The organism is Anaerococcus sp. NML200537, assembly GCF_026131715.1.
Lineage (GTDB): Bacteria > Bacillota > Clostridia > Tissierellales > Peptoniphilaceae > Anaerococcus > Anaerococcus kampingae.
The window spans coordinates 14,700-39,640 of the sequence record NZ_JAMXSL010000020.1 but is presented as its reverse complement, the minus strand read 5'-3'; the positions used below and the strand labels follow the sequence as shown (position 1 = coordinate 39,640).

Sequence of the window (24,941 nt, the reverse complement as noted above, 5' to 3'; positions counted from 1 at the left end):
TAAGGAAAATGTGGAAAAATTTATTCCCACCTTAAAAATCTCTATATAATTAAATTACTTAATACAAATATCCGAGAAAAAAAGTGATGTTGCAGAATAGATTTAACTATTCTGCAACATCACCTTTCTTGTGATTATTTATTTTCGTTTTCTACCCTTATATTTTCATCTAATAATTTTAGGTAGTAGGTCTTGGCCATCTCTATGCTAAAGATAGATGAATCCTTGAAAAAGGCCTTAATTTCATCGATTAGGGCCTTGGTTTTGGCATCTTCACCATATTTTTCCTTAAGGTCTGAGGGCTTTTCTAATTGGCCATTTATCTTGTGTATTAGGCCCATAGTCCTTGCTTCCCTGTCATTTTCTATTAAAAGCTCTCTTAGGGACCACTTGATATTATTTTCTGTAACTCCTGCCTTGTGTTGTACATTGACCTGATTATTTCTAAGGGCATCGATTACATCAAACATCTTTTGATTGTCAAAATTAGAAAATAGGATGAAGTCAAAGTCGATATTTGCTTCTTCATCTATTACTTCCTTTTTGCTTTCATCAAAGCCCTCAAGACCTAAAAGGTAGCCAACTAGGTGGTCTACTTCCTTTTCGTCTACTTCTATTATATTTACATCGTGAGAGTCACAAATTTGCTTAAATTTATCAAAATCACTATTTAGGTGGGATTTATAGTATAAAATATCTGCCATTTTTTCCTCATTTCTTTTACTAAATACATATAAATTATACTAATCATAAAATTTTGTTCAAATTCCAAAAAATGGGTATAAATTATTTAAGAACCTAGGAGGCTATATGACTGAAAAAGTAATTAATTTAGAAAAAAAACTAGTTAAGACTGATAAAATTTTAAGAAAGGTGCGTCAGACTAGGGCTATTGTGATAAAAAGCCTACAGTCTATTGACAATAAATATGATTTTTCTGCAAGCTCCTGGCTTAGGGGCAATCTCATCGGCAATTTTATAAGGGGATCAAAGATTGATAAGATGAACAAAAATATCGACAGGGTCCAAAAGTCTATGCTTAAACTTGAGGCTGACCTCATGGTTTATGATATTGATAATGACACAAATCTTGCAGGATTTTTAAGGCTGCCATCAAAGATGAGCGAATCGGGCAAGGTGACTAATAAATTTACCGATATTGGCCTTAGGGCTTCGATGAGATTTAGGCAATTTGATGTAGTTGTAAGCCTTAGAAATCTCGAAACTCTTATAAAAAGGCTTGAAGAAATTAGACATGAACTTAAAAATGACCTTAAAGGATCTATGGGTTATTTAGAATGAAAAAAATGACTAGGCAAAAGTTAAACTTTCGCTTAGTCATTTTTTATGCAAAAATTTCTAAATTATTGTCAATTAGCTTGTTTATAGCATAGGCTACACCATTTTGTAGGTTAGACTTGGTGATGAATTTGGCGTGTTTTTTTAATTCATCGACTGAATTTGCCATGGCCACAGGAAAGCCAGTTTGCTCTAGCATTGGTATGTCGTTTTTCTCGTTGCCTATGGACATGATTTCATCAGGAGTGATATCTAACATATCTGCCATAAGCTTTACGGCGTGGCCCTTGTTGGCTTTTTTGTTCATTACCTCTATGAGGAAGGGTGCGGTTTGGACTGCATAATAATCTTCATTAAGGATCTTTAGTTTGTTTTTAAGGACCTTATTTATACTTGCTCTTGAGCCTAAAATCAGAAATCTACCGAAGTCCTTGTCTTTGGCTACTTTGTCGTAGTCAATCCTAGTTAATTTTAGCTGGTTGATTGCTGCATCCATTTGAGTATAAAAATTTGGTTCTTTATGCCTTGAATAAAAACCTATATCATCCATAGCGGATACTTCTACATCATAAGGAGTCATTAGGTCATCAAGTTTTTTAAGATCATCAATAGTTTGGAAATTTCCTCCAATTGCTTTGCCGGTCGCATTATCAAAGATATATGAACCATTTTGGCAGACTGTAAAATGCCCCTTTCTATTTAGGCCTAGCCTTCTTATATATTTTTCCATTGAATGATATGGCCTGCCGCTGGCTAGGGCTATATGGACTCCCATATCCCTTGCCCTATCGATTGCTTCTATGTTTTTTTTGCTGAGTCTCTTAAGTGGGGTAACAAGTGTACCGTCCACATCAATAGTAATTAATTTAATCATACTAGTATTATACTATATTATTTTCTATTTAAGAGGTCTTCATACTCTGCAGGTGATTTTCTTATCCTTGCAGGGTCTTTAAAAAAGTCGGCTGCAAGCCTTTTAACTACAGGGCTTAGCATGATTATGGCGTAGAGGTTTGGTAGGGCCATTAAGGCATTTAGGATATTTGCAATAATCCAAACAAGGCCCAGGTCAACATTTGCACCAACAAAGACAAAGATTATATACAAAATCCTATAAGGAATTACAATCTTATCTCCAAAAAGATAGGTGAGGGCGGTTTCTCCATAATAAGCCCAACCCATGATGGTAGATAGGGCAAAAAGTGTAAGGCCAATACTTACTACATAAGACCCGTAATTTGTGGACTCTGCAAAGGCATTTGCCACAAGGCTTGAGGCATCAGAGCTTGATGTCCAGGAAATTTGGCTAGTAAGGATAACTAGGGCTGTCATGGTACAGATAATAATTGTATCTACAAAAACCTCGCTCATTCCCCAAAGCCCTTGGCGGCAAGGGTGGTCAGTAGAGGCACTTGCATGGGCTATAGGTGAAGAACCAAGACCTGCTTCGTTGGTGAAAACACCCCTAGCAACACCAGATGAAATAACTTGCTTAACAGTAAGACCCACAAATGAACCTCCAAGGCTAGCTGGTGAAAAAGCTCCTAGGAAAATTGACTTGAAAGCTGGAATAATGTAGGCTCTATTTAAAATTAAAAGATAAATAGAACCGAGTATATAAAGTAGGCTCATAAGAGGGACAAGCTTTGAGGTAACCTTGCTTATTGAAGAGATCCCTCCAACAATTACAAAGCCAACAATAATAGCCAAGATAAGGCCTGTAATAAGAGGATTGATATTATAATTACTCTTAAGGACACCTGCTATAGCGTTTGATTGGGTAGAATTACCTATACCAAAAACAGCAATACCAGCAAAAAGAGCGAAAGTTTTGGCAAGGCCATCCTTTCCTAGACCATTTTTAATGTAATACATAGGTCCACCCACAAAGCGTCCGTCCTTATTTTCCCTAAAGGCAAGGGCAAGGCTTACCTCGGAAAATTTGGTAGCCATACCGAAGATAGCGGCCACCCACATCCAAAAGATAGCCCCAGGTCCACCCAAGATAATGGCAAGGGAGACACCTACGATATTGCCGGTACCGACAGTAGCAGCAAGGGCAGTAGAAAGGGCCGCAAAAGGAGAAATATCTCCGTCATGGTCCTTATGTGACTTATCAAACACCTTTAGGAGGGTATTCCTAAGGGCAAAGCCAAGTTTTCTAAATTGAAGGCCGCCCAAAACAAGAGTCAAGATAAGGCCAGTGCCCATAATGCCGACAATAAGGGGGGCTCCCCAAAGAAATGTATTAATTGCTTCAAAAAAATCTTTCATATGTATCTCCTTTCATAAATAGTATTTTATTATTTTATCCGCATTTTTATGATTTACAAAAATAAATATTTTCTTGTCAATCTACTCGCAAAGCCCTAAAACATCGCTAAATTTATTTCGATAAACTTATAAATTGACAAGGAAATTAGCATATTTTATAAAAAAATTATAAGAAGAATTTATTCTTATGCCTAAAACCGGTATAATGTAGAAGTAAAGACGAGTTTAACAGATTAAGAAAGGATATAAAATGATTATAGGAATACCTAAAGAGATTAAAGACCAAGAATCTAGAGTGGCTGTAGTACCAGGTGCTGTGGCTGATTTAGTTAAAAATGGAAATGAAGTTTTAATAGAAAAGGGAGCAGGCGTTGGCTCTGGAATTAGCGATGAGGATTATGAAGAAGCAGGTGCAAAAATAATTGATAAGGCTGCTGACGTATGGGAGAAGGCTGAGATGATCTACAAGGTCAAGGAGCCTCTTAAGGAAGAATACAAATACCTAAGAGAAGGACTCATCCTTTATGCCTACCTCCACCTAGCTGGAAATGCTGAGCTTACAGAAGAATTGCTTAAGAAAAAAGTAACTGCAATTGGTTTTGAAACTCTAGAGAAGGATAGAAAGCTACCACTTCTTCAACCAATGAGTGAGATTGCTGGTAGGATGGCTGTCCAAGAAGGGGCAAGATACCTAACTAAACCAGAAGGTGGCAGGGGAATCCTCCTTCAAGGTGTGCCAGGAGTAAGACCTGCTCATGTTGTAATTGTAGGAGCTGGTACAGTAGGTACAGCAGCAACAAGGATAGCAGTAGGTATGGGAGCTAGGGTAACAGTTCTAGATGTAAATATCGATGCCCTAACCAAACTTCACAACCTCTTCCCAGATAAGATTGAAACCCTTTATTCAAATCCACTAAATATAGACGAGGCAGTAAGTGGGGCGGACCTAGTTATTTCTACAGTCCTAATCCCAGGTAGACGTGCTCCTCAACTTGTAAAGGTAGATACAGTCAAGAAAATGAAGGAAGGTTCTGTAGTAGTGGATGTGGCTATAGACCAAGGTGGTTCTACAGATATCACAAAAGATCACGCAACAAGCCACACTGATCCAGTATTTAATAAATACGGCGTAATCTTCTATGCTGTAGCAAATATACCAGGTGCAGTAGCTATGACATCAACCTACGCCCTATCAAATGCCACAACCCTCTATGCAAAGGCAATAGGTAAGGAAGGACTTGCGGCAGCTGTTGAGAAATTCCCAGAACTTAAGAGTGGAATCAACCTCTATGACGGCAAGGTAGTCCTTGAATCAATAGCAGAAGATACAGGTCACGACCTAGCTGAATTAAATCTTTAATTAAAATAAAAATGCCAGGAAGCTTAAGTTTTCCTGGTTTTTCTTTGCTTGAATATGTTTTTAGGTATACCTAAAAATATATTTTGACAAAATAAATAAAGATGTTATAATAAACTTAAGAAAAATTTTAAAAGGAGTTATTATGACAAGGAAAATATTATTTAGCCTCTTAGCCTTACTTGTATTTGCAGGCTGCGGAGCTAAAACAAATAATACTGACAAAAGTGCAGAGACAAAAGAAGAAGTAAAGAGCGAAGAGAGTTCAGATCCTTCAAAGAAAAACATCACAGCTACAACTACTTTTATAGCCGATATGGTAAAGGAACTAATAGGTGATAGGGCTAATCTTTCAATGATTATCCCAGCTGGCGAAGACCCACACCTTTATGTGGCAAAGCCTGAAGATTATAATAAGATAAAGGATGCCGACCTAGTTTTATACCATGGACTTCACTTTGAAGGCAAGATGGTAGATGCCCTAGAAGCAAGTGGCTATGCAGTAACAGAGACCTTCCCTAAGGATAAGATTGGTCAAATGGACCAAGATGGGGAGACTATAGTAGACCCACACTTCTGGTTTGATATAGACCTATACAAGGAGGCCTTCACTAATACAGCTAACAAGTTAAAAGAGCTTTATAAAGATGATGAGGAAGTGATTAAAGAAATTGACAAAAACCACGACAGGTATATAAAAGAGCTCGATGATCTTGATGAATATAACAAAAAAGAGCTTGCAAAAATCCCAGAAGAGTCAAGATATTTAATCACCCCACATGATGCCTTCAATTATTTCTCAAGAAGATATAAGATTGAAGTATTAGCCCCACAAGGAGTTTCAACAGATTCTGAAGTATCAAATAAGGACCTTGAAGACACAGCAAGCTTTATAGCAGACCACAAGATTAAGGCAATCTTTGCAGAATCAACAACAAATCCAGAAAGAATGGAAAAATTAAGAGATGTTGTAAAATCTAAAGGTTTTGAAACAGAGGTAGTATCAGGCGAGGGGCAAGAGCTATATTCAGACTCCCTATCCAAAGAAGGCGGGGAAGCTGACACCTTTATAAAAATGTACAAACACAATGTAGACTTAATAGTAGGTAAGCTTAAATGAGACCTGCAATTGAAGTAAAGAACCTTTCCGTCTCTTACGAAAAAAACCAGGTACTTTCTAAGATAGACCTCACTATCCCCCTAAATTCAAGAACAGCCATAGTAGGAGCAAATGGAGCAGGCAAGTCCACCCTACTTAAGGCTGTTCTTGGCCTAATTAAAAAAGACTCGGGCGAGGTCAAGATTTTAGGCAAAGACCTTAAGGATGCCAAGCTTGACCTAGCCTATGTTCCCCAAAAAGATTCGGTCAATTGGAACTTCCCTATAAGGGTTTATGATGTTGTAAAGATGGGAAGATTCCCTTATTTGGGTTCCTTTAAGAAATTAAGAGCTATAGATAAGGAGAAAATCGACCATGCCATGGAAGAAATGGGCATAGCTGACTTAAAGGATAGGCAAATTTCAAAACTTTCGGGCGGTCAAAAGCAGAGGGTCTTTCTAGCAAGGGCCCTAGCCCAAGATGTGGACCTATACATCCTTGATGAGCCCTCACAGGAGTTGATATCAAGACAGAAGAGATAATAGCCAAGGAATTTAAAAACCTCCAGGCCAAGGGCAAGACAATTATATCAGTCCACCACAATATCTATAGTCTAAATAGGTATTTTGACCACCTTCTAGTTTTAAATGGAGGAGTCCAATATTCAGGTCCTCTTAATGTGGATGGCATTGATAGTCAGATAGATAAGGGATTTAGGGGCTAATATGGATGTATTATTTTCATACTCATTTAAAATCATAGCCATAGGGACAATTCTCCTTGCAAGTCTTGCAAGCCTTGTGGGAATTATCAATGTCTACAAGGACCAATCCCTAATCGGCGATGCCATGGGCCATTCGACCTATGCAGGCCTAGTTTTAGCCTTTATCCTAACAGGTATGAAGTCTAGTTGGGTCCTATTGATTGGGGCCTGCCTATCTGCGGCTCTTTCCTATTTTTTGATAGAATATTCAAGCAAGAATACAAAGATTGGCCCAGATGCAAATATGGCCATATACTTGTCGGGATTTTTTGGCCTAGGACTTGTTTTAAAGTCTTATATTCAGGGTAATCCAGCCTTTGCATCATCCAGGCAAGCAGGCCTAGATAATTACATCTTCGGCCAAGCTGCCTATCTTTTGGAAGATGACATCTGGCTAATAGGAGGAGTTCTTCTTATTGCCCTGATAATTTTTGCCATAAATTACAGGAACATCAAGGCCTATCTCTTTGATCCGGAATTTGCTTATATGGTAAATATAAATACAAAAATCCTGGATAGCTTGGTATTATTTATCACAATCCTAACCATAGGTGTGGGCATAAAGGCAGTTGGGGTTATTCTCATTGCATCCTTTATGGTTCTACCGACACTCGCAGCTAGTAAGCTTTCACACTCCTTTGGCAGGGTTTTGGCCATATCTATTGTAATTTCAGCCCTTTCAGCCTTTATAGGTTCTTATATTTCAACAATCTATAGCGGGTTTTCGACAGGGCCTACCATAATAATTATCCAGGCAAGCTTTGCCATCCTTGCCCAAATCATAAAAATTCTAAGGAGGAAGTAATGACAGATGCACTCATAGTTTTAATACTCACATCCATATCATGTTCTCTGCTTGGAATATTTTTGGTTTTAAGAAAGCTATCTATGATGACAGATGCCATAAGCCACTCAGTCCTACTCGGCATAGTTTTGGCCTTTTTTCTAGTTAGGGATTTGGATAGTCCACTTCTAATATTAGGGGCAAGCCTTATGGGCCTAGTGACTGTGTTTTTGATAGAATCTATTGGCAAGCTCAAACTTGCCAAGCTAGATGATGCCACAGCCATAGTCTATCCCCTTCTATTTTCAATAGCGGTCATCCTGATTAGTAAATTTTTTAGAAATGTCCACCTAGATACAGATATTGTCATGATGGGCGAGGTGATTTTCTCATCAATGATAAGGACGGAAATTTTTGGTATAGAGATGTCAAAATCAATCCTTGAAGCGGCCTTAAGCCTAGTATGCGTTATAGCTTTCATCGGCATATTTTATAGGAAATTAAAGATAGGAAGTTTTGATGAAGAATTTGCATCCCTTGTTGGAATTTCAACAGGTCTTATCTTTTATAGTCTGATGACAATTACATCCTTTGTGGCAGTTACATCCTTTAACAATGTCGGGGCAATAATTGTAATTTCATTTTTCATAGGGCCGGCTGCAATTGCTCTTTTATTTGCAAGAAGTCTTAGGGAAGCTTTCTTGTTAGCGACTCTTGCTTCAATTATAAATCCAAGCATAGGTTTTTATCTTGCCATTAATTTTAATGTATCCATAACAGGTATGATTGCAACAATCAATATGGCAAGCTATTTAGCTTTAATCATCATAAAGAAGTATATTTTAGATAGGAGTAGAAATTATGGAAAAAATCAATCCTCAAAGAGAGGACTATCTAACAATAATATACAAATTGATGCAGGAAAATGATAAAATCACCAACAAGGATATTTCCCAAGCTCTTGACATAAGCCCACCATCAGTCACAGAGATGCTTAAGAAACTCAAGACTGAGGGCCTCATAAAGGATGATAAGACAAATTTTCTGACAGATAAGGGAGTAAGCCTAGCAAGGCTATTAATATCTAAGCATAGACTTTGGGAATATTTTCTCCAGGAGACCTTGGATTATTCATGGAAAGACGTCCACGAAATAGCAAATAAGCTCCAATCAGCCACACCGGATGATCTTTTAGATAAGCTAAATGACTTTTTAGGCCACCCTAAATATTGTCCCCACGGATCGGTTATCTATATAAATAACGAAGGCACGGGTCGCGACCTAGTGAGGATGAGCGAGTCTAAGGCAGGAGCGACCTACACCATAAGAAGGATAAGGGATGAGCGTAGTCTTTTAAATTATGCAGAGTCCATGGGGATCGATATAGGTGATAGGGTAAAAATTGTAAAATTTGACCCTTTTGATATGACTGCCATCATCGAAAAAGATGGCATAGAAAAGAGGATTTCGCCAAAGGCCTGCGTAGATATATATTTGCTAGAGGAAGATGATGGAGATAAATAAAAAACGCTTCAGGGATTTTGATTCCTATATGAAGCTTAAATTTAATAAAAAGATTATAAAGCTCCCACTTGACGGGGGCTTTACTTGTCCAAATAGGGATGGGAGTTTATCAAGTGATGGATGTATATTTTGCTCAGAATCTGGGTCGGGAGAGTGGACTTATGGGAAAAAATCCCTACATGATCAAATAGTCTACCAGAAAGCTCGCTTGTCAAAAGCAGGTAGGGATGAGGCTTATCTTGCTTATTTTCAAAATTTTACAAACACCTACGGCCCATTGACAAATTAAGAAAAATCTACTATGGTGTACTTGAAGAAGAAAATATTATAGGTCTTGCCATTGCAACCAGGGCGGATTGTTTAAATGACGAGGTTCTTGACCTTTTGGAAGAATTATCCAAGAATACCTTTCTCATAGTAGAGCTAGGCATGCAAAGTGTAAATGATAGGACCCTTAAGCTTATAAATAGGGGCTATGATCATGCTACTTTTGACTTTGGAATTCGTAAATTACATACCAGGGGAATTAAGACCTTGGTCCATTTGATAATAGGACTTCCTTATGAAAATATTGATGATTACAAAAAAGCCATCAACTATATAAATGAGATTAGGCCCTGGGGAATCAAAATCCACAACCTCTATATAGAAAAGGATACAAGGCTTGAAAAATTCTATAGGGACAATGACCTTTCTTATGACATGACAGAGGATTTTTATGTAGATACTATAGTAGAAATTCTCACTCATTTGGATAAGGATATAGTAATTAATAGGCTAACAGGAGATGGGCTGAGGGATGCTATAGCTTATCCTTCCCGGGCCAAGAACAAGGGCAAGATTCTAACAAAAATTGACAAGATGCTAAAGGAAAAAGACCTAAGACAGGGGGATTTATGGAAAGAAAATTAGACAGCAAATTTTATACAAATAGCCTAGCTAGTGATGGCCTTTACACAGATAGGAGTAAAACCCTACTTTTGGTGGTAGACATCCAACCAAAGCTAATGACAAGTGTAGAAGAAGGCGAGAGGGTGACAAAAAATACAGTCGGCCTAATAAAGGCCTTTAAGGCTTATGACCTTCCTATCATAGCCACAGAACAATATCCAAAGGGCCTTGGCAGGTCAGATGAGAGAATACTTGCTGAGCTTTGCGATGAGAAAATATTCCCAAAGACAAGCTTTAATGCCCTAATTCCAGAAGTTTTGGACTTCATTAAGGACAATGATATTAAAAATGTTGTAGTAACAGGAGCTGAAGGCCACATCTGCATCTACCAAACTATAAGAAGCCTTCTAGATTTAGGTCTAAATGTTTTTTATGTAGATGATGCCATTGGATCATTTACCAATGAGCTTAAAGATGGTGCTAAGGCTTCCCTAAGAGACATGGGAGCAGTCCTTGTAAATACTGAGCTAATCTTATTTGACCTAGCCATTGACAGCAAGGATTCTAATTTCAAATTAATTTCAAATTTAGTAAAAGAATTAAGAAAGTAGGAAAAAATGACAAATTTACCAAAATGTCCAGCCTGTGGTGAAGATTTCACCTACCAAGATGGCCATATGTATGTTTGCCCGATATGTTTTCACGAGTGGTCAGATGAAGAGACAGTCGTAGAAGAAGAGAAAAAAATAAGAGATGCTGTAGGAAATATTATAGAAAATGGTGCTAAGGCCACAATTATCAAAGACCTTAAGATGGGCTCTGAAGTTGTAAAACAAGGAAGCAAGGTCACAAATGTAAGGATTTTAGATGAAGAAGTAAATGGCCACGACTTAGATGGCAAGGTAGAAGGCTTTGGAAGTCTTTATCTTAAATCATCTGTAATAAAAATTGTAAAATAAAAGATTCCCCAAGTTGATCTAAAATTAACTTGGGGAATCTTTTTAATAATTTCTGTATCAGGCCTAGAACTTAGGGTATAATGACCTAAGATTACAAGTAAAGGAAAATTATGAAAATAAAAAAGATTTTGGCAATCGTCTTTGTCTTTGCCCTTTCTTTTATAGGCAGCAAATTTGCCCTTGATTTCTTAAACCAAAGGACAGATCCAACCTATGCGGGCAGTGGCTTTGAAGATAATGCCGTAAAGAAAAGTGACAATGAATATTTAATTTTGATGGTCGGTGTAGACCAGGCAGCAGGTGAGGAAAATAACGAAGACTTTACCAGAACAGATACCATAATGCTCCTTAAGGCCAACACCAAGGATGGAACAATCAAGCTTTTATCAGTGCCAAGAGATTCTAGGGTTAAGATTAGAACAAGCTTTGATAAGGTAAATCACGCCCATGCCTTTGGCGGTATAGAGCTAACCATCCAGACTCTAAGAAACTTCTTAGGTCTTGACATAGATTATTATGTTCAAATAAATTACAAGGCCCTAGTAGACATAGTTGATGCCATAGGTGGAGTAGATTACCAAGTGCCAGAAGGCGTTGAAATAGATAAGTGGGGCATTCATGTTAGACCTGGTATGAACCACTTCGATGGAACACAGACCATGTGGTACTTAAGAACTAGACACATCTATCTAACAGGAGATATAGGAAGGGTTGGAGCCCAACAAGACTTTGTAAAGGCCATGGTAGACCAAGCAGTCAAAAAATCTAAACAAATGAATTTGATGACAATAGCCTCAACCTACATCAAATATGTTAAAACCAACCTACCAATGTCAGTAATAGCTGATCTCTTATCAAATATAGATACTTTCTCATCAGATAAGGTAGAAACATTCACAGTTCCAGGCCATGAAGAGACTATAAATGCCACAAGCTACTATATACCAGATGTAGAAGAAACTTGGGCCATAAGAGATAAGGTCTTTGCTGACTTTAAACTATCAAAATGGAAGGAAGAAGACTCAGGTTTTGTAACAAACGATGAAGAGGAAAGTAGTGAGGAAAGTACTCCAGATACTAAAACCTTCATACCAAACCTAGCCAAGCCACAACCAAGCAATGAGGCTCCAGTCTATAATCAAGCTCCTTCTTATAATAATAATTATAACTATAACAGCAACACCTATAGGCAAAATAACACCAATAATAATTCAAATAATAACTACAATTATCAGAATTCTCATGAAGAAGAATATGAACAGACACCTAGCCACAATCAAAGCACAGAGCCTGTAGAAGAAGAAAGACCAACCCCTGCCAAACCAGAACCAAATCAAAGTCCGGCCAAGGAAGCTCCTTCAGGCAATGAATCAAACATAATAGAATATGAACCTATGCCAAGCATAGATGGAGAAGGTCAATCAGAAGGTGAGTAGAGATGACAAGTAAAAGAAGACAAAGAAAAGATGAACATATAGAAAATTATCTAAAGACAGAACCTATCGGGGGAACACTTTTAGATGATATTTATATAGAGCATAATTCCCTAGCAGAGCTAAGTCTAGACGAGATAGACACAAGCGTGACCTTCCTAGGCAAAAAGATATCCATGCCTGTCATGATAAATGCCATGACAGGCGGGGGCGAGGTAAGCTCTGATATAAATGAAGACCTATCATCAATCTGTGCCAGCTTAAACATACCAATGGCCCTAGGCAGCCAAGCCATTGGTCTTGAGGAAGAAGATTCGGTAGAATCTTTTAGCCTCATAAAGGATAAGGACCTTGTAAGGATAGGCAATCTAGGAGCTGAAAGAAGCCTAGATGATTTCAAAAACGCAGCAGGCATGATTGATGCCCACGCCATGCAAGTCCACCTAAACCTAGCCCAAGAGCTCTTCATGCCTGAAGGTGACAGGGACTTTAGGGGCTGGAAGGACAATATTAGAAATTTAAATGAAAATCTAGATGTCCCAATAATTGTAAAAGAAACAGGCAATGGCCTTTCAAAAGCATCTGTTAAGACCCTCTTAGATATGGGAATTAAATATGTAGACATAGCCGGCTCTGGCGGCACAAATTTCATCGAAATTGAAGATATGAGAGATTTTGAGGAAGACTACAAGGAGTTTTACTCCTGGGGAGTGCCAACAGCCAAGGCAATAATCGATGCCAGAAGCCTATCAGAAGATCTATTTATCATAGGCTCAGGCGGTATAAAAGATGCCCTAGATATGGCCAAGGCCCTAATAATAGGAGCTGATATGACGGCTATAAGCGGTGAAGCATTGAGATACTTGACCCTTGGAGGCTACGATGCTTGCTATGATTATCTTCTAGAGCTTAGGGAAAGACTTGTAAAAGTCATGGCCCTCTTGGGAGTTAAATCTATAAAAGAACTTAAAAAGATCGATTATAAGGTCACAGGCAGACTTAAAGAATTATTAGATTAAAAAACTAGATGGCAGGAAAATTCTCCTTGTCATCTAGTTTTTATTTGTCTTATTTTATCTATATCTTATGTTTGAATTTACAGTTTCTATATCCTTGCCCAGACAATATTTGATGTAAGGGACTAGGTAGTCCTTGTCTATGGCCTTTGGTCCAAAGATTAGTCTTTGGTATTTAAGGTCGTAATCTTCTAGGTAGGTGCCTAAAAATGGCAGAGGAAAGGTCCTATTAGTGTATTTGATTTCCTTAAAATAACCCCTGTTTTGGTCCTGGTCTAGGTCTACAAGGATTCTATATTCGCTTTCGTAGGCGTAGTGGTCCTTTTTGAAATAATAGGAAATTTTATCAAGTTTTAAATAAATTTCGTTATTTATAGCCCTTAAAAGCTCGGACTTATTTTTTTCTCCAAGCTTGTAGGTCTCCTTAATCTTTTCTAGATAGAAATTATAATCCATTTTTAATTTATTAAGAAGTCCGTAGATTTCAGCACTTTGTGGGTCTTCCTTGCCATCGCCTATATAAAATACCTTAATAAGCTGGATTTTCTTATCATTTATGACTGACTTTACAAATTCTTTAGAAAATTCTAAAAAGACTCCCTTGGTATCATCAGCATATTGCTTCCACATTGGCAGGCTATCAGCGGCAGATGAGGCTGATAAGAGATAGATTTTATTATTTCCGTTATTATCCCTGGCCAGGTAGTCGCTATCTCCATCGTTTAAAAATTCAAATAGGGCCTTGCCTTCCATCGGGTCATTTAACATCCTAGCATTGGTAAGTCTTAGCCTATTTCTATATTTTTCATCGATCTCTTCTATGCTATCATCGATTAGAAATTGGAGATTGTCTAGGGAAGTGTAATGGCCTATGCGAAAATTTTTACTATCCTTTTTGAGATTTTCATAATCAGAGGGTTTTATGGTTAGTTTTTCTATCAATTGATCTATATCATAGACTATAGCTTCTTCAAATGCGGCTAATTTATCAGAACTAGACCCTATTTTATTGTAAAAGTCGTTGAGCTTTGAAAAGATATTTAGGCTGTCCCTAAATTCGATTTCCAGGCAAGAAAGATATTTCCTATAAAAACTTTGAGGCCTTTTGACCTTGCTTTGGCTTATGTCTTTTAGCTGGTCAAGGGCCAGGGATACAAATTCATAGGTGTAGGTGTTTTCCTTATACCTGGCGGTTTTTATTTTTTCGTTTACCTTGGCAAATATATCTATAAGCTTATAAGGCCCGTAAAAATCATTTAAGACATTAGCAATCTTTAGGAAGGATAGGCTAAAACCATCAAATTCCCTAAGGAGGGAGTCCTTGATTAGGGTGTGGTAGCCCATATTCTTATTATCAAAATAGGAAGTGTTCTTAAGGATTAGGTCATTTAGGCCTTCAAGAACCTTTTTGGTCTTATCCTTGCCCAGATTTTCTGTCAAGCTTATATAATAAGAAGGGTCTGCAAAGACTGAAATATAGCCGGTAAGATTATTACTTATTTTTATAATTTCCCTATAGTGGCCAAAGTCTTCCCTTAAGAGGTCAAAGGTCCTAGTTTTGATTGGATTTTCCTTGGATGTATCTATAAAGGAATCAGCTTCCCTGTAGATTTTGATTTGACCAAGCTCTCTTATTTCCTTATTCTCATCCTTTGACTTGTATCTTACAAGAAATTTGGTTTGAAATTTAAAATCTATCCATGAAGAATTTTCTAGATAGATATTATCAAGGAAAGATGTTGGGATCTCGTCGATTTTTATTTCATAATCATAGGGGTAGAAAAAATATCCTATATCATCTATTATCTCTTCTTTTGAGCAGACTAGGTCGTGGTTATTTATAAAATCTAAAAATTCATTGAGCTTAAAAATATAGGTCTGATCTATTTTTACAAAAAACTTATCCCTTATAAGCTTATCCGATAAAAGTAGGCGGATTAGGTTCTCATCATAGGCATATGTCTTGGCGTAGAGCTTTTCTTTTGAGATTTTACCAGACTTACTGTAGTCATTTTTTAATAAATTTATGAGACTTTTTTCGATTATTTCCATTTGCTGATACTCCTTTCTTCTATTATACTCCAAGAAAAAAGCCTGCCCTAAAGGTCAGACTCTTTGTAGATTTCTATGGATTGGACTATGCCATTTAGGGTCTCTAATTTTATCTTGTAGCCATCACTTGCCCCTAGGTAGTAGGCCTTCATAGTCGCATTTTGATTATTTGGATCTTCTGTAAGTTCATCCTTAAACCTGTTTTGAAGATCATAGATAGAATCTTCTAGCTTTACTCCCCTTACTTCAAAGTCCCTGTTGTTATTAATAACTGAGGCCTTAAGACTTTTAATTTCCTTATTTTCTATAGAATCCAGGTCCATATTAAAGTAGGCCTCCAGGAGGTAAAATTCCTTGTAGACTTCGTTATTTACCCCATCTGTAAACCAGGTAGGGTTTGGATTGTAGGAATCTCCTTCTCGTGAAATTGTGGCTATGATTTTGCCATTTTCATCCTTGGTTGAATAGGTGAAGCCATTTTGGGTGAAATTTTTTAGTTTTAGCGGGAATTGATAGAGCTTACCCTCTATTATGAAGGATGAGTCAGATTTAAACTTTGTAGACTGAGCGATTTCAGGCGATGTGGTCTTGTATGGACTTGCCACAGGGGCTAGGGCCTTTTCTAGGCTTATTAGGATGGGATAGGTAAAAATCAGCACAAGGTTAAGGACGATAAGCCCTAAAATTGGTGACCTAAAGTGCTTATCTACCCCATCTATAAGGCCAATAAGACTTCCTAATATCCCAAGGCCTGCACAAATTACACTGGCCAGGGCAAGGGGCCTTTTAAAGCCTAAAATATCTATGTATGAATATCTATAGATAAAACAAATAGCTAAGATTAGGATGCCTAGGATGAATGTTCCTGTATAAATTTTAATATTATCAATCTTCTTCACTGTATTTTCTCCCTACTTTTAAACAAATCTTGACTAGATTTTACACTTAACTTAAAAAATGTCAAAATACATGTTATAATAAAAATATACAATAAATATGAAAGGATATATTATGTTTGATTTTGAAAAAGCAAGAGCAAGAGTTAGTGAAGTAACAAACCCTACACATTTGATTTATTCCGAAGTTTTTTCTGAAGGATGCAATAACAACGTTTACATAAAGCCAGAAAACCTTCAAAAAACAGGATCATTTAAGCTAAGAGGGGCTTATAACAAGCTATCTAAGCTTGATAAGGAGGCGGCAGCTAAGGGAATAATTACAGCATCAGCTGGCAACCACGCCCAGGGTGTAGCATTTTCTGCCAAAAAACTTGGAATGAAGGCTGTAATCTGCATGCCAGAACATACTCCAATGATCAAGGTCGACGGGACTTTAAAATACGGGGCTGAGGTAGTTTTACATGGGGCAAGTTTTGATGAATGTAAGGAACACGCTCTAAAACTAGCTGAGGAAAAGGGTTACACTTTTATTCCACCTTTTGATGACCTCGACGTAATCGAGGGCCAGGGTACAATTGGTCTAGAGATAGTTGATGAACTCAAATACGTAGATTATGTAATAGTGCCAGTAGGTGGGGGCGGCCTAATATCAGGTGTTGCCAAATGCATCAAGCAAATATCACCACTTATAAAAGTAATAGGTGTTGAGCCATATTCAGCCAGGTCCATGAAAGAATCTATAAAAAGAGGCGAAATCGTAACCCTTGAAGGTGTAGATACCATAGCAGACGGTACAGCTGTTGCAAGAGTAGGTGATCTAAACTACGAGATCTGCAAGGATGTGGTAGATGACTGGATTACAGTAACAGATGAGGAAATCCTCATGGCATTTATAAAGCTAATTGAAAAGCACAAACTAATAGCAGAGCCATCAGGAATCCTCCCATTAGCAGCTCTTGATAAGCTAAACTTTTTTAACAAAAACGTAGTCTGCCTGGTAAGCGGCGGCAATATCGATATGTCTTTTATCAGCCAACTTATAAATAAGGGACTATATGAAATTGGCCAAATAGCAAGGATAGATGTAGAAATCGCTAATATTCCAGGCAAGCTAAATGAGCTACTCACCCTAATTACATCAACTAAGGCCAACATAATATCAATAGAACACGACGGCTTCAAGGAAGCATCTAGATTTAAGAATATAAATGTAGAGCTAACCCTAGAGACCAATGGCAGGGACCATGTCAAAAAAATTAGAGAAGCCATAGAAAGGAAAGGTTATATCCTACATTGATTAAATTAAGCGAGATTTTAAGCAAAATTGAATATAAAAGCCTAAGAATGGGCCACGATACTTTCATAAAGGGAGTTACTAACAATTCTCTAAAGGTAGAAAGAGACTTCATCTTTGTGGCAGTAAAGGGGTCAATCTTTGATGGCCATAAATATATAGCTGATGCCATAAAAAATGGAGCATGTGCCATTGTCCACTCAGAAGATGTGGAATTTATACCAAATGTCACCTATATAAGAGTGGAAAATCCAAGGGAAATTTTTGCAAAACTTTCAAATATAATATCAGATTACCCATCAAGAAAGATGGACCTTGTGGCAGTAACAGGAACCAATGGCAAGACCACAACTAGCAAACTCGTTGCCTATCTTATTGAAAGGCTCTTTGGTCCTTGTGCAAATATAGGTACAGATGGGGCAAATGTGGCAGGAGAGATAATCCCTACCTCAAATACAACTCCAGATATCACAGAGATAAATAGGATTTTAAATAAATGTTTAGAAAAGGAAATTAAATACCTAACCCTAGAGGCATCAAGTCATGGACTTGACCAGGGCAGACTTTTTGGGATTAACTTTAAGGTCGGTATCTTTAACAATCTCTCCACAGAACATTTAGACTATCACAAGACCATGGAAGCTTATTTTAAGGCAAAGATGATTTTGCTTGAAAACTCGGAAATAAAGATAGTGAATGCCGATGATGAATGGGGACAAAAAGCTCTAAGCATCTTCCCAGATGCCATAAGCTTTGGCAAATCTGATACAGCCAATATCAGGGCGGTAGATATAGAAAAATCAGAAAAAACCATGACCTTTAGCATTAACGGGGTAAAATTTAAGCTTAACACAATAGCAGACTTTGAGCTTTACAACAACCTTGCAGCCATCGCAGCCCTAAAGATGATGGGAGCAAGCCTTACAGATATAGCAAAAGTCATAACAGATTTCCCAGGAGTTGGGTCAAGGTTTGAATATATAGACAATGACCTTGGTATAAACCTAGTAGTTGACTTTGCCCACACACCAAGGGCCTATGAGGAGATTTTTAAATCCTTGCCAGAAGATGCCAAGAAAATCGCAGTCTTTGGTATCCAGGGCGATAGGAATGAAGAATTTAGAGCCCTAATTGGCAAGACCGTATCAGATTTTGACATATATGCCATGATTACTACTGACGATCCTAAATTTGACACCTACGAAAATATTTCAAAAGATATAGTAGCAGGCTTTAGGGAAAATTACGGGGCCTATAGTCTTGTAAAAGACAGAGAAGACGCCATAAGATCTGCTATAAAAATGGCAAAGCCTGGCGATTATGTCCTTTGCCTTGGCAAGGGCGAGGAAGATTTCATCAAACTTCATGGCAATGAAAAAACTCCTTACAAGGAAAAGGAAACCATCAGAAGGGTCTTGGAAGATTTATGAAGACAATCCTAATAGGGGCGGGGGCGGCTGGCCTATTTTTTGCAGGTCTTTATAAAAAAGACCTCCTAATCCTTGATAAAAATGACCAAGCTGGCAGGAAACTTTTAGCCACAGGCAATGGCAGGTGTAATTTCACCAACCTCAATCTTTCAGATGACTTTTATTTTTCATCCAATGAGGGCTTTTACTCCTATGCCCTAAGGACAAATGATAACAAGGATTTAATCGTCTACCTTAACAGCCTAGGAATCCTAACTACAAATCTTCCATCAGGCAGGTGCTATCCCCAAACCCTTAGCTCAAAAACTGTGAGGGATATCTTATTTATGAGGGCGAATGGCAAATTTATCTTTGAGGAAGATGTCCTTGATATTGACTTTGAGAAAAAACTTGTCATCACAAAAGATGCCAAATATGCCTACGATAGGCTTGTAATAGCCAGTGGAGGGAAGAGCCTACCTGGAAGTGGGTCAGATGGCAAGATTTTTAAAATCCTTAAAAAAGTCCACTCCCTAAGAGATTTTTCCTATGCTATTACCAATTATAAGTGCCAAAACCCTCTCTCAAAGAGAGCTAAGGGGGTCAGGGTCACAGCCAAGGCGAGCTTATATATTGACGGTAAATTTATAAACTCTTCTACTGATGATGTAATCTTTCAGCCTTACGGCCTAACAGGAACAGCCATCCTTGATTTATCCAACCAAATTTCCTACGGTCTGTTTAAAAATAGTGATATTAGGGTACAATTAGACTTGTTAAGTGCCTATGATTTTAAGGAAGTCTTGGATATTTTATCTGCTCTTGCGGGAAAATATAAAGATATGACCCTTAGAGAGCTTTTGACAGGCTTTATAAACGAAAAGCTTATTTTTGACCTAGTAAAAAACACAGGTCTTAGAGAAGATATCAAGGCAAAATCCTTAAGTGCTAAGGACCTTAAAAAAATCACCGCAAGCCTTAAAGGTTTGGAATTTAGGATAAAAGAGATAAATGATGTGGAAAATGCCCAAGTTACAATTGGGGGAATTGATACAAAATTTGTAAATCCCAAGACCTTTGAGTCCAAAAATATAAAAGACTTATACTTTATAGGCGAGGTTTTGGATGTGGATGGGGCCTGTGGGGGATATAATATACAGTGGGCATATTCAAGCGCAAAGGCTTGTGCCGACTACCTAAACAAAAACTAGTTTTTGTTTAAAAAGGAGAAATAGATGTTAAAGATAAATAGAAATCTAAGAGAAATGAAAGATAATGGAGAAAGCATCAAACTAGCCATAATCGGTTGTGGCAAGATGGGGGCTTCTCTTATAAGCCAGCTATCAAAGATAGATGCCATGGAAGTAAAGCTAGTAGTAGATAGGAATCCTAGAAAGGCTATAAAAGCCCTAGTTCAGGCTGGTGTTAGCGAGGATAAGATCATCTACACAGATGACTATAACGAGGGTTATGAGGTTCTAGAAAAGGGCTTTGTAGCAGTATCAACCAACCACAGACTAGCCTATAAGCTTTTACAGATAAATGCAGTTGTTGACTGTACTGGCAACCCACCATTTGGGGCAGTTATTGCCAGAAAAACAATCCAATACCACAAACATATGATTAGTTTCAATGTAGAATGTGATGCGACTGTTGGACCTGTCCTACACGATATGGCAAAAAAGGCTGGAGTTGTTTATACTGGCATCCTTGGTGATGAGCCAGGTGCAATAATTGACCTAGTAGACAATGCCTACGGCATGGGCCTAAAAGTCCTAGTAGCTGCAAAAGGCAAGAACAACCCACTTGATAACTATGCAACAGCGGAAATTCTTGAAGAAGAAGCTAAGAAAAAAGGCTTATCTCCTAGAATGTTAACAAGCTTTGTAGATGGTACAAATACAATGATTGAGCTAAATGCTGTCTGCAATGCCCTAGGATTTTTGCCAGATACCTTTGGTTGCCACGGCATTACAACAAGTCCGGAAAGGGCAGTAGAAGACTTTAAACTTAAGGCTGATGGTGGAGTATTAAACTCTTATGGAATAGTTGACTTTTCACCAGGCATGGCTCCAGGAGTCTTTATAATAGTAACAAGCGATCAGGAAGATGTAAGAGATCTTATGAAATTCTTAGGTTTTGGCGATGGTCCAAACTATTTATTGTATAGACCTTACCACCTAACAAGTCTAGAAGCTCCAATCACAATTTATGATGCAGTAGTAGAAAATGAGCCATCTATTGCTCCAATTCATGGCCAGGTAGCAGATACTGTAACAGTAGCCAAAAGGGATATCAAAAAGGGTGAAAAGCTTGAAGGAATCGGCTCTGACAGGGTCTTTGGAAAGCTAACCAGCCATGACAGGTGCCTAAATGAAGACCTCCTTCCAATAGGTCTTATAACATCAAATACAGAAGCAATAGTAGATATCAAAAAGGACACAGTAATAGACATGTCAATGGTTAAAATCGACGAAAAGGCCACAATCACCAGACTAAGACGCAGACAAAACTCAATGAAACTTTAAAGAAAGCTGCCAATGGGAATCCATTGGCGGTTTTTTTACATGGTTTTTACATAAATTTTACAAGTATATATCATTGGAGGTTTGATATAAGTATAAGAATATAGGAGGGCAAAGCAATGGAAAATCTCATAGAAGTAAGGGGGCTTGTTAAAAATTATAAGGAAGTAAAAGCCCTTGACGGCCTTGATTTAGATGTCAAAAAGGGAAGAATCTTGGGACTCTTGGGCCCAAATGGGTCTGGCAAGTCGACAACAATTTCTTGCATCCTATCTCTCCTTAAAAAAGATGGGGGCAGTGTCAAAATCTATGGCCAGGAAATGAGGCCAGATGCCTATGATATTAAAGAAAAAATCGGCGTAGTCTTCCAGGATGTGGGAGTCTATGACGAGCTAAGCGTCTATGAAAATATAGATTATTTTTGCGGACTTTATATAAGGGATAAGAAGGAGAGAAAAGACCTTGTCCAGAGGGCCATAGACCTAGTGGGCCTAAATGACTTTAAAAAATTTAAGCCAAGAAAACTATCTGGCGGTCTCTTAAGAAGGCTAAATATAGCCTGCGGGATAGCACATAGGCCTGATATCATAATCCTAGATGAACCGACAGTGGCCGTTGATCCTCAGTCAAGAAATAACATCCTTGAGGGAATCAAAAAACTAAACCAAGAGGGCTCAACCATAATCTATACCTCTCACTATATGGATGAGGTAGACTTTCTCTGTGATGATATAGTCATAATCGATAAGGGTAAGGTCCTTGCCAAGGGCACATCCAGAGAGCTTAAGGATATGATTGACCTTACAGAAAAGATAAGCCTTGAGGCAAGTAATATAGGTGAGGAAATCCTTAAAGACCTAAGGGGCCTTGACCACCTAATAAGCCTTGACTACAAGGATAATATCTTAAGGCTAAACTTCTCCAAGGGAGATGAAAATTTAGTAAAACTCATGACCTTCCTAGAAGAAAGAAACATAGAATATAAGTCAATAAGCGTAGAAAAACCAAGCCTAAACGATGTTTTCCTAGAGCTTACTGGCAAGGATTTGAGGGATTAGTATGTTTTTGCATTCATTTAAATACACACTCAAATATCTCCTTAGAGAAAGGGCTATGGTCTTTTGGGCCTTGATTTTCCCCTTTCTTTTGGCGATTTTATTTAAGCTAGCCTTTGGCAATTTGTCCACTCAGGACAAATTTGAAAGGATAGATATAGGTGTTAATGAGAGCTTGCTAGCTGATGAGAATTTCAAAAATTTCCTAGACCAGATGGAGGATGAGGATTATTTTAAGGTCCATAAAGCCACTGACAAAAATATCTTAGATCAAAATGACAAGGTCAAGGTCTATGTAGAAAGCCTTGATAGGGTTTATGCCAATAAATCAGGCATAAGCCAGACCATAGTAGAGACAATTCTAAATGCCTACTTGCAAAAATCTGAAATGGTAAAAAGGATCATGGCAGAAAATCCTAAGGCAGACCTTATCAAGGTCTTGGAAGTGGATGATTTTATAAATGATAAGTCCAGAAAAAACATGGACCCGATAAATACCTTTTTTTATACCCTTGTTGGCATGACAACAATCTATGGCTATATGTGGGGGCTTTTCGTAATCTACCAATATGAGGCAAATTTATCTGTAAATGCCAAGAGAAATACCATATCTCCACTTAGAAAAAGCCGAGCCCTAAGCGCATCAATCCTAGCAAGCTGGCTAATAAATTTTGCAATCACCCTAATTTTTATAGGCTATTTGAAAAAAGTGATCGGGATTGACTTTGGGGATAGGATGGGACTTTTAGTCCTTCTAAGTCTGCTTTCATCCCTTACAGGCATTGTCTTTGGGATTTTTATCGGCGTTTCAAATAAAAAGTCAATCGAGTTTAAGATAAATCTAGGCATAGCTCTTTCTATGCTTATGAGCTTTTTGGCAGGCATGATGATGTCTGAGATGAAGATTATAGTTGAAGAAAATATCCCTATACTTAATAAGCTTAATCCCGTAGCTCTTGTAACAGATGCTATCTATGCCCTCTATTATTATGAAGAGACCAGTAGATTTTATCAAAATATAATCTATCTTGGTTTGGTGACCCTGGCCCTAATCTTAGTATCTATGTATTTTATGCGAGGTAAAGAATATGAGAGTCTTTAAAAATTATTTTAAGCTTGCAGCAGGCCACAAATTTGCTATAATCCTTTACTCATTAATCTTTGGCCTCCTTATGATTTTTTCGACAAGGTCTGTTAAGAGAGATTTTTATGTAAGTGTAAAACCTGATATTTACATAAATGATGAGGCTGAGACTGATTTATCTAGGGCCTTAGTAGTCTATCTTGATAAAAACACAATGATAAGGGAAATGGATGAAGACCTAGCTGAAGATAAGCTCTTTTACCAGATGATAAACGCAGCTGTCGTGATTCCTAAAGATTTTGACCAAACTAGGAAGATAGATTTTAAAAACGCCCCAAATGATATGTATGGGATGGCTGTAAAGGAGAATATCAACCAGTTTTTAAACCAGGTGGCTTCTTATGAAAGGGCAGGTTTTGAGAAAGCTCAAGCAATTGACTTTGCAAGTAAGGATTTGGATAAGAAGATAGAAGTGGATTTAAAGGATAAGAATAAGGTTAAAAACAAGGATGATTCCCTCTTTTATTTTAACTTTTTAAATTATCTTATCTTATCACAAGTAATCCTTATAGTTTCAACTATAGTTAAAATTTATAAGAAATCTACTATTGCCATGAGAAATGAGGTCTCTGCCATGCCAAAGGCTAGGATGAATTTGGAATTAATCCTGGGCCATATAGTGACAGGCATCGGAGTTTGGCTATTTTATGTCATTCTTTTTGCCCTAATCTACAAGTACGATTTTAAGGCAAGTCACACCAACCTCATGATCTTAAACTCTTTGATCTTTACCATTACTGTCGTAGCCATGGCTGTTATGCTTGCAAATCTTATAGTAAGTGAAAATATAATGTCGGCTATCATGCAGGTGGTGGGCTTGGGTTCGTCATTTTTGTGCGGAGCCTTTGTCCCTCAGGAATTTTTGTCAAAGACTGCCCTAAATATAGGAAAAATCTTACCTTCTTATTATTATATAAAAAATAATAATATGCTAATAGAAAATCCAGCCCTAAGCACAATCTTGCCAAATATGGGAATAATGCTTGCCTTTGCCCTAACCTTTGTCTTAATGAGCTTGATTTTTAGGCCAAAAGCTAAAAGAAAGGTTTCTGACCTAGGATAAAATAAATACAGATTTTGACTCTGGCCTATGCCAGGGTCTTTTTTGTTAAAGAAAATCCATAAGAAGTGTAATTTATTAGCAAAAAGAAGTAGGATATTATT

The 24,941-nt window shown here is 37.7% G+C and carries 25 protein-coding genes; 20 read left to right on the top strand and 5 right to left on the bottom strand.

Going from position 1 to position 24,941, the window contains the following annotated elements:
- Positions 1-134: 134 nt before the first annotated feature.
- A complete protein-coding gene (locus NH288_RS06905; RefSeq protein ID WP_265214180.1) occupies positions 135-704 on the bottom strand; it encodes a DUF3783 domain-containing protein in 570 nt (189 codons plus the stop codon).
- Between the two features lie 106 nt (positions 705-810).
- Here NH288_RS06905 and NH288_RS06900 point away from each other — a divergent pair, with 106 nt between their 5' ends.
- The gene (locus NH288_RS06900; RefSeq protein ID WP_265214179.1) at positions 811-1,302 is read left to right on the top strand and encodes a hypothetical protein; all 492 of its coding nucleotides are present in this window, start codon (positions 811-813) and stop codon (positions 1,300-1,302) included.
- 43 nt (positions 1,303-1,345) lie between these two features.
- Here the strand turns inward: NH288_RS06900 and NH288_RS06895 are convergent, their stop codons facing one another.
- Together NH288_RS06895 and NH288_RS06890 are read right to left on the bottom strand one after the other, a co-directional pair.
- A complete protein-coding gene (locus NH288_RS06895) occupies positions 1,346-2,173 on the bottom strand; it encodes a Cof-type HAD-IIB family hydrolase (protein WP_265214178.1) in 828 nt (275 codons plus the stop codon).
- Between the two features lie 17 nt (positions 2,174-2,190).
- On the bottom strand, positions 2,191-3,573 hold the full coding sequence (locus tag NH288_RS06890; RefSeq protein WP_265214177.1) for an alanine/glycine:cation symporter family protein: 1,383 nt from the start codon (positions 3,571-3,573) through the stop codon (positions 2,191-2,193).
- Between the two features lie 250 nt (positions 3,574-3,823).
- Between NH288_RS06890 and ald the strand changes: the two genes are divergently transcribed.
- The 12 genes from ald (at position 3,824) to fni (ending at position 13,402) form a co-directional block, all read left to right on the top strand.
- Positions 3,824-4,933, top strand: coding sequence for an alanine dehydrogenase (ald, locus tag NH288_RS06885; protein WP_265214176.1), 1,110 nt, complete (start codon positions 3,824-3,826; stop codon positions 4,931-4,933).
- Positions 4,934-5,075: 142 nt separating this feature from the next.
- Positions 5,076-6,050, top strand: coding sequence for a metal ABC transporter solute-binding protein, Zn/Mn family (locus tag NH288_RS06880; RefSeq protein WP_265214174.1), 975 nt, complete (start codon positions 5,076-5,078; stop codon positions 6,048-6,050).
- The gene (locus tag NH288_RS06875) at positions 6,047-6,571 is read left to right on the top strand and encodes a metal ABC transporter ATP-binding protein (RefSeq protein WP_265214173.1); all 525 of its coding nucleotides are present in this window, start codon (positions 6,047-6,049) and stop codon (positions 6,569-6,571) included. The genes NH288_RS06880 and NH288_RS06875 overlap by 4 nt, the downstream gene beginning before the upstream one ends.
- Before the next feature lie 183 nt (positions 6,572-6,754).
- The gene (locus NH288_RS06870; RefSeq protein WP_265214171.1) at positions 6,755-7,597 is read left to right on the top strand and encodes a metal ABC transporter permease; all 843 of its coding nucleotides are present in this window, start codon (positions 6,755-6,757) and stop codon (positions 7,595-7,597) included.
- Entirely contained in the window at positions 7,597-8,505 is a 909-nt protein-coding gene (locus tag NH288_RS06865) for a metal ABC transporter permease (protein WP_106461600.1), read from the top strand. Before NH288_RS06870 ends, NH288_RS06865 begins: the two co-directional genes overlap by 1 nt.
- Entirely contained in the window at positions 8,438-9,100 is a 663-nt protein-coding gene (locus tag NH288_RS06860; protein WP_265214169.1) for a metal-dependent transcriptional regulator, read from the top strand. Before NH288_RS06865 ends, NH288_RS06860 begins: the two co-directional genes overlap by 68 nt.
- Positions 9,087-9,389, top strand: coding sequence for a hypothetical protein (locus NH288_RS06855; protein WP_265214167.1), 303 nt, complete (start codon positions 9,087-9,089; stop codon positions 9,387-9,389). Before NH288_RS06860 ends, NH288_RS06855 begins: the two co-directional genes overlap by 14 nt.
- Positions 9,377-10,012: a TIGR01212 family radical SAM protein gene (locus NH288_RS06850; protein ID WP_321161881.1), complete on the top strand. Its 636-nt coding sequence runs from the start codon at positions 9,377-9,379 to the stop codon at positions 10,010-10,012. Before NH288_RS06855 ends, NH288_RS06850 begins: the two co-directional genes overlap by 13 nt.
- Positions 9,997-10,602, top strand: a complete 606-nt coding sequence (locus tag NH288_RS06845; RefSeq protein WP_265214165.1) for an isochorismatase family protein — start codon at positions 9,997-9,999, stop codon at positions 10,600-10,602. Before NH288_RS06850 ends, NH288_RS06845 begins: the two co-directional genes overlap by 16 nt.
- 6 nt (positions 10,603-10,608) lie before the next feature.
- Positions 10,609-10,950 (top strand): zinc ribbon domain-containing protein YjdM, encoded by a 342-nt coding sequence (locus NH288_RS06840; protein ID WP_265214163.1) that lies wholly within the window; start codon positions 10,609-10,611, stop codon positions 10,948-10,950.
- A 110-nt stretch (positions 10,951-11,060) separates the two neighbouring features.
- On the top strand, positions 11,061-12,386 hold the full coding sequence (locus tag NH288_RS06835) for an LCP family protein (protein ID WP_265214161.1): 1,326 nt from the start codon (positions 11,061-11,063) through the stop codon (positions 12,384-12,386).
- A gap of 2 nt (positions 12,387-12,388) precedes the next feature.
- Positions 12,389-13,402 (top strand): type 2 isopentenyl-diphosphate Delta-isomerase, encoded by a 1,014-nt coding sequence (gene fni / locus NH288_RS06830; RefSeq protein WP_265214159.1) that lies wholly within the window; start codon positions 12,389-12,391, stop codon positions 13,400-13,402.
- Between the two features lie 54 nt (positions 13,403-13,456).
- Here the strand turns inward: fni and NH288_RS06825 are convergent, their stop codons facing one another.
- A complete protein-coding gene (locus NH288_RS06825) occupies positions 13,457-15,451 on the bottom strand; it encodes a DUF2971 domain-containing protein (RefSeq protein WP_265214157.1) in 1,995 nt (664 codons plus the stop codon).
- A 47-nt stretch (positions 15,452-15,498) separates the two neighbouring features.
- Positions 15,499-16,350 carry a hypothetical protein gene (locus tag NH288_RS06820; protein WP_265214155.1) on the bottom strand — a complete coding sequence of 284 codons (852 nt, stop codon included), beginning with the start codon at positions 16,348-16,350 and terminating at the stop codon, positions 15,499-15,501.
- Between the two features lie 112 nt (positions 16,351-16,462).
- Between NH288_RS06820 and ilvA the strand changes: the two genes are divergently transcribed.
- The 7 genes from ilvA to NH288_RS06785 all read left to right on the top strand — a co-directional run bounded on the left by ilvA (position 16,463) and on the right by NH288_RS06785 (position 24,840).
- Positions 16,463-17,647, top strand: coding sequence for a threonine ammonia-lyase (gene ilvA / locus NH288_RS06815; protein ID WP_106461615.1), 1,185 nt, complete (start codon positions 16,463-16,465; stop codon positions 17,645-17,647).
- A complete protein-coding gene (locus NH288_RS06810; RefSeq protein WP_321161880.1) occupies positions 17,644-19,074 on the top strand; it encodes a UDP-N-acetylmuramoyl-L-alanyl-D-glutamate--2,6-diaminopimelate ligase in 1,431 nt (476 codons plus the stop codon). The genes ilvA and NH288_RS06810 overlap by 4 nt, the downstream gene beginning before the upstream one ends.
- On the top strand, positions 19,071-20,264 hold the full coding sequence (locus NH288_RS06805; RefSeq protein ID WP_265214151.1) for an aminoacetone oxidase family FAD-binding enzyme: 1,194 nt from the start codon (positions 19,071-19,073) through the stop codon (positions 20,262-20,264). Before NH288_RS06810 ends, NH288_RS06805 begins: the two co-directional genes overlap by 4 nt.
- Positions 20,265-20,288: 24 nt before the next feature.
- Positions 20,289-21,581, top strand: coding sequence for an NAD(P)H-dependent oxidoreductase (locus NH288_RS06800; RefSeq protein WP_265214150.1), 1,293 nt, complete (start codon positions 20,289-20,291; stop codon positions 21,579-21,581).
- A 116-nt stretch (positions 21,582-21,697) separates the two neighbouring features.
- Entirely contained in the window at positions 21,698-22,636 is a 939-nt protein-coding gene (locus NH288_RS06795; protein WP_265214149.1) for an ATP-binding cassette domain-containing protein, read from the top strand.
- A 1-nt stretch (position 22,637) separates the two neighbouring features.
- Positions 22,638-23,735: an ABC transporter permease gene (locus NH288_RS06790; protein WP_265214147.1), complete on the top strand. Its 1,098-nt coding sequence runs from the start codon at positions 22,638-22,640 to the stop codon at positions 23,733-23,735.
- On the top strand, positions 23,722-24,840 hold the full coding sequence (locus NH288_RS06785; RefSeq protein WP_265214145.1) for an ABC transporter permease: 1,119 nt from the start codon (positions 23,722-23,724) through the stop codon (positions 24,838-24,840). The genes NH288_RS06790 and NH288_RS06785 overlap by 14 nt, the downstream gene beginning before the upstream one ends.
- Positions 24,841-24,941: the final 101 nt, after the last annotated feature.

Excerpts from the sequence above, each read along its gene's own strand:
- NH288_RS06895 (WP_265214178.1), bottom strand. The coding sequence starts at position 2,173 with ATGATTAAATTAATTACTATTGATGTGGACGGTACACTTGTTACCCCA.
- ilvA (WP_106461615.1), top strand. The coding sequence starts at position 16,463 with ATGTTTGATTTTGAAAAAGCAAGAGCAAGAGTTAGTGAAGTAACAAAC.
- NH288_RS06835 (WP_265214161.1), top strand. The coding sequence starts at position 11,061 with ATGAAAATAAAAAAGATTTTGGCAATCGTCTTTGTCTTTGCCCTTTCT.
- fni (WP_265214159.1), top strand. The coding sequence starts at position 12,389 with ATGACAAGTAAAAGAAGACAAAGAAAAGATGAACATATAGAAAATTAT.
- NH288_RS06905 (WP_265214180.1), bottom strand. The coding sequence starts at position 704 with ATGGCAGATATTTTATACTATAAATCCCACCTAAATAGTGATTTTGAT.
- NH288_RS06790 (WP_265214147.1), top strand. The coding sequence starts at position 22,638 with ATGTTTTTGCATTCATTTAAATACACACTCAAATATCTCCTTAGAGAA.
- NH288_RS06880 (WP_265214174.1), top strand. The coding sequence starts at position 5,076 with ATGACAAGGAAAATATTATTTAGCCTCTTAGCCTTACTTGTATTTGCA.
- NH288_RS06860 (WP_265214169.1), top strand. The coding sequence starts at position 8,438 with ATGGAAAAAATCAATCCTCAAAGAGAGGACTATCTAACAATAATATAC.
- NH288_RS06870 (WP_265214171.1), top strand. The coding sequence starts at position 6,755 with ATGGATGTATTATTTTCATACTCATTTAAAATCATAGCCATAGGGACA.
- NH288_RS06900 (WP_265214179.1), top strand. The coding sequence starts at position 811 with ATGACTGAAAAAGTAATTAATTTAGAAAAAAAACTAGTTAAGACTGAT.
- NH288_RS06865 (WP_106461600.1), top strand. The coding sequence starts at position 7,597 with ATGACAGATGCACTCATAGTTTTAATACTCACATCCATATCATGTTCT.
- NH288_RS06845 (WP_265214165.1), top strand. The coding sequence starts at position 9,997 with ATGGAAAGAAAATTAGACAGCAAATTTTATACAAATAGCCTAGCTAGT.
- NH288_RS06805 (WP_265214151.1), top strand. The coding sequence starts at position 19,071 with ATGAAGACAATCCTAATAGGGGCGGGGGCGGCTGGCCTATTTTTTGCA.
- NH288_RS06840 (WP_265214163.1), top strand. The coding sequence starts at position 10,609 with ATGACAAATTTACCAAAATGTCCAGCCTGTGGTGAAGATTTCACCTAC.
- NH288_RS06875 (WP_265214173.1), top strand. The coding sequence starts at position 6,047 with ATGAGACCTGCAATTGAAGTAAAGAACCTTTCCGTCTCTTACGAAAAA.
- NH288_RS06785 (WP_265214145.1), top strand. The coding sequence starts at position 23,722 with ATGAGAGTCTTTAAAAATTATTTTAAGCTTGCAGCAGGCCACAAATTT.
- NH288_RS06890 (WP_265214177.1), bottom strand. The coding sequence starts at position 3,573 with ATGAAAGATTTTTTTGAAGCAATTAATACATTTCTTTGGGGAGCCCCC.
- NH288_RS06800 (WP_265214150.1), top strand. The coding sequence starts at position 20,289 with ATGTTAAAGATAAATAGAAATCTAAGAGAAATGAAAGATAATGGAGAA.
- NH288_RS06795 (WP_265214149.1), top strand. The coding sequence starts at position 21,698 with ATGGAAAATCTCATAGAAGTAAGGGGGCTTGTTAAAAATTATAAGGAA.
- ald (WP_265214176.1), top strand. The coding sequence starts at position 3,824 with ATGATTATAGGAATACCTAAAGAGATTAAAGACCAAGAATCTAGAGTG.
- NH288_RS06855 (WP_265214167.1), top strand. The coding sequence starts at position 9,087 with ATGGAGATAAATAAAAAACGCTTCAGGGATTTTGATTCCTATATGAAG.
- NH288_RS06825 (WP_265214157.1), bottom strand. The coding sequence starts at position 15,451 with ATGGAAATAATCGAAAAAAGTCTCATAAATTTATTAAAAAATGACTAC.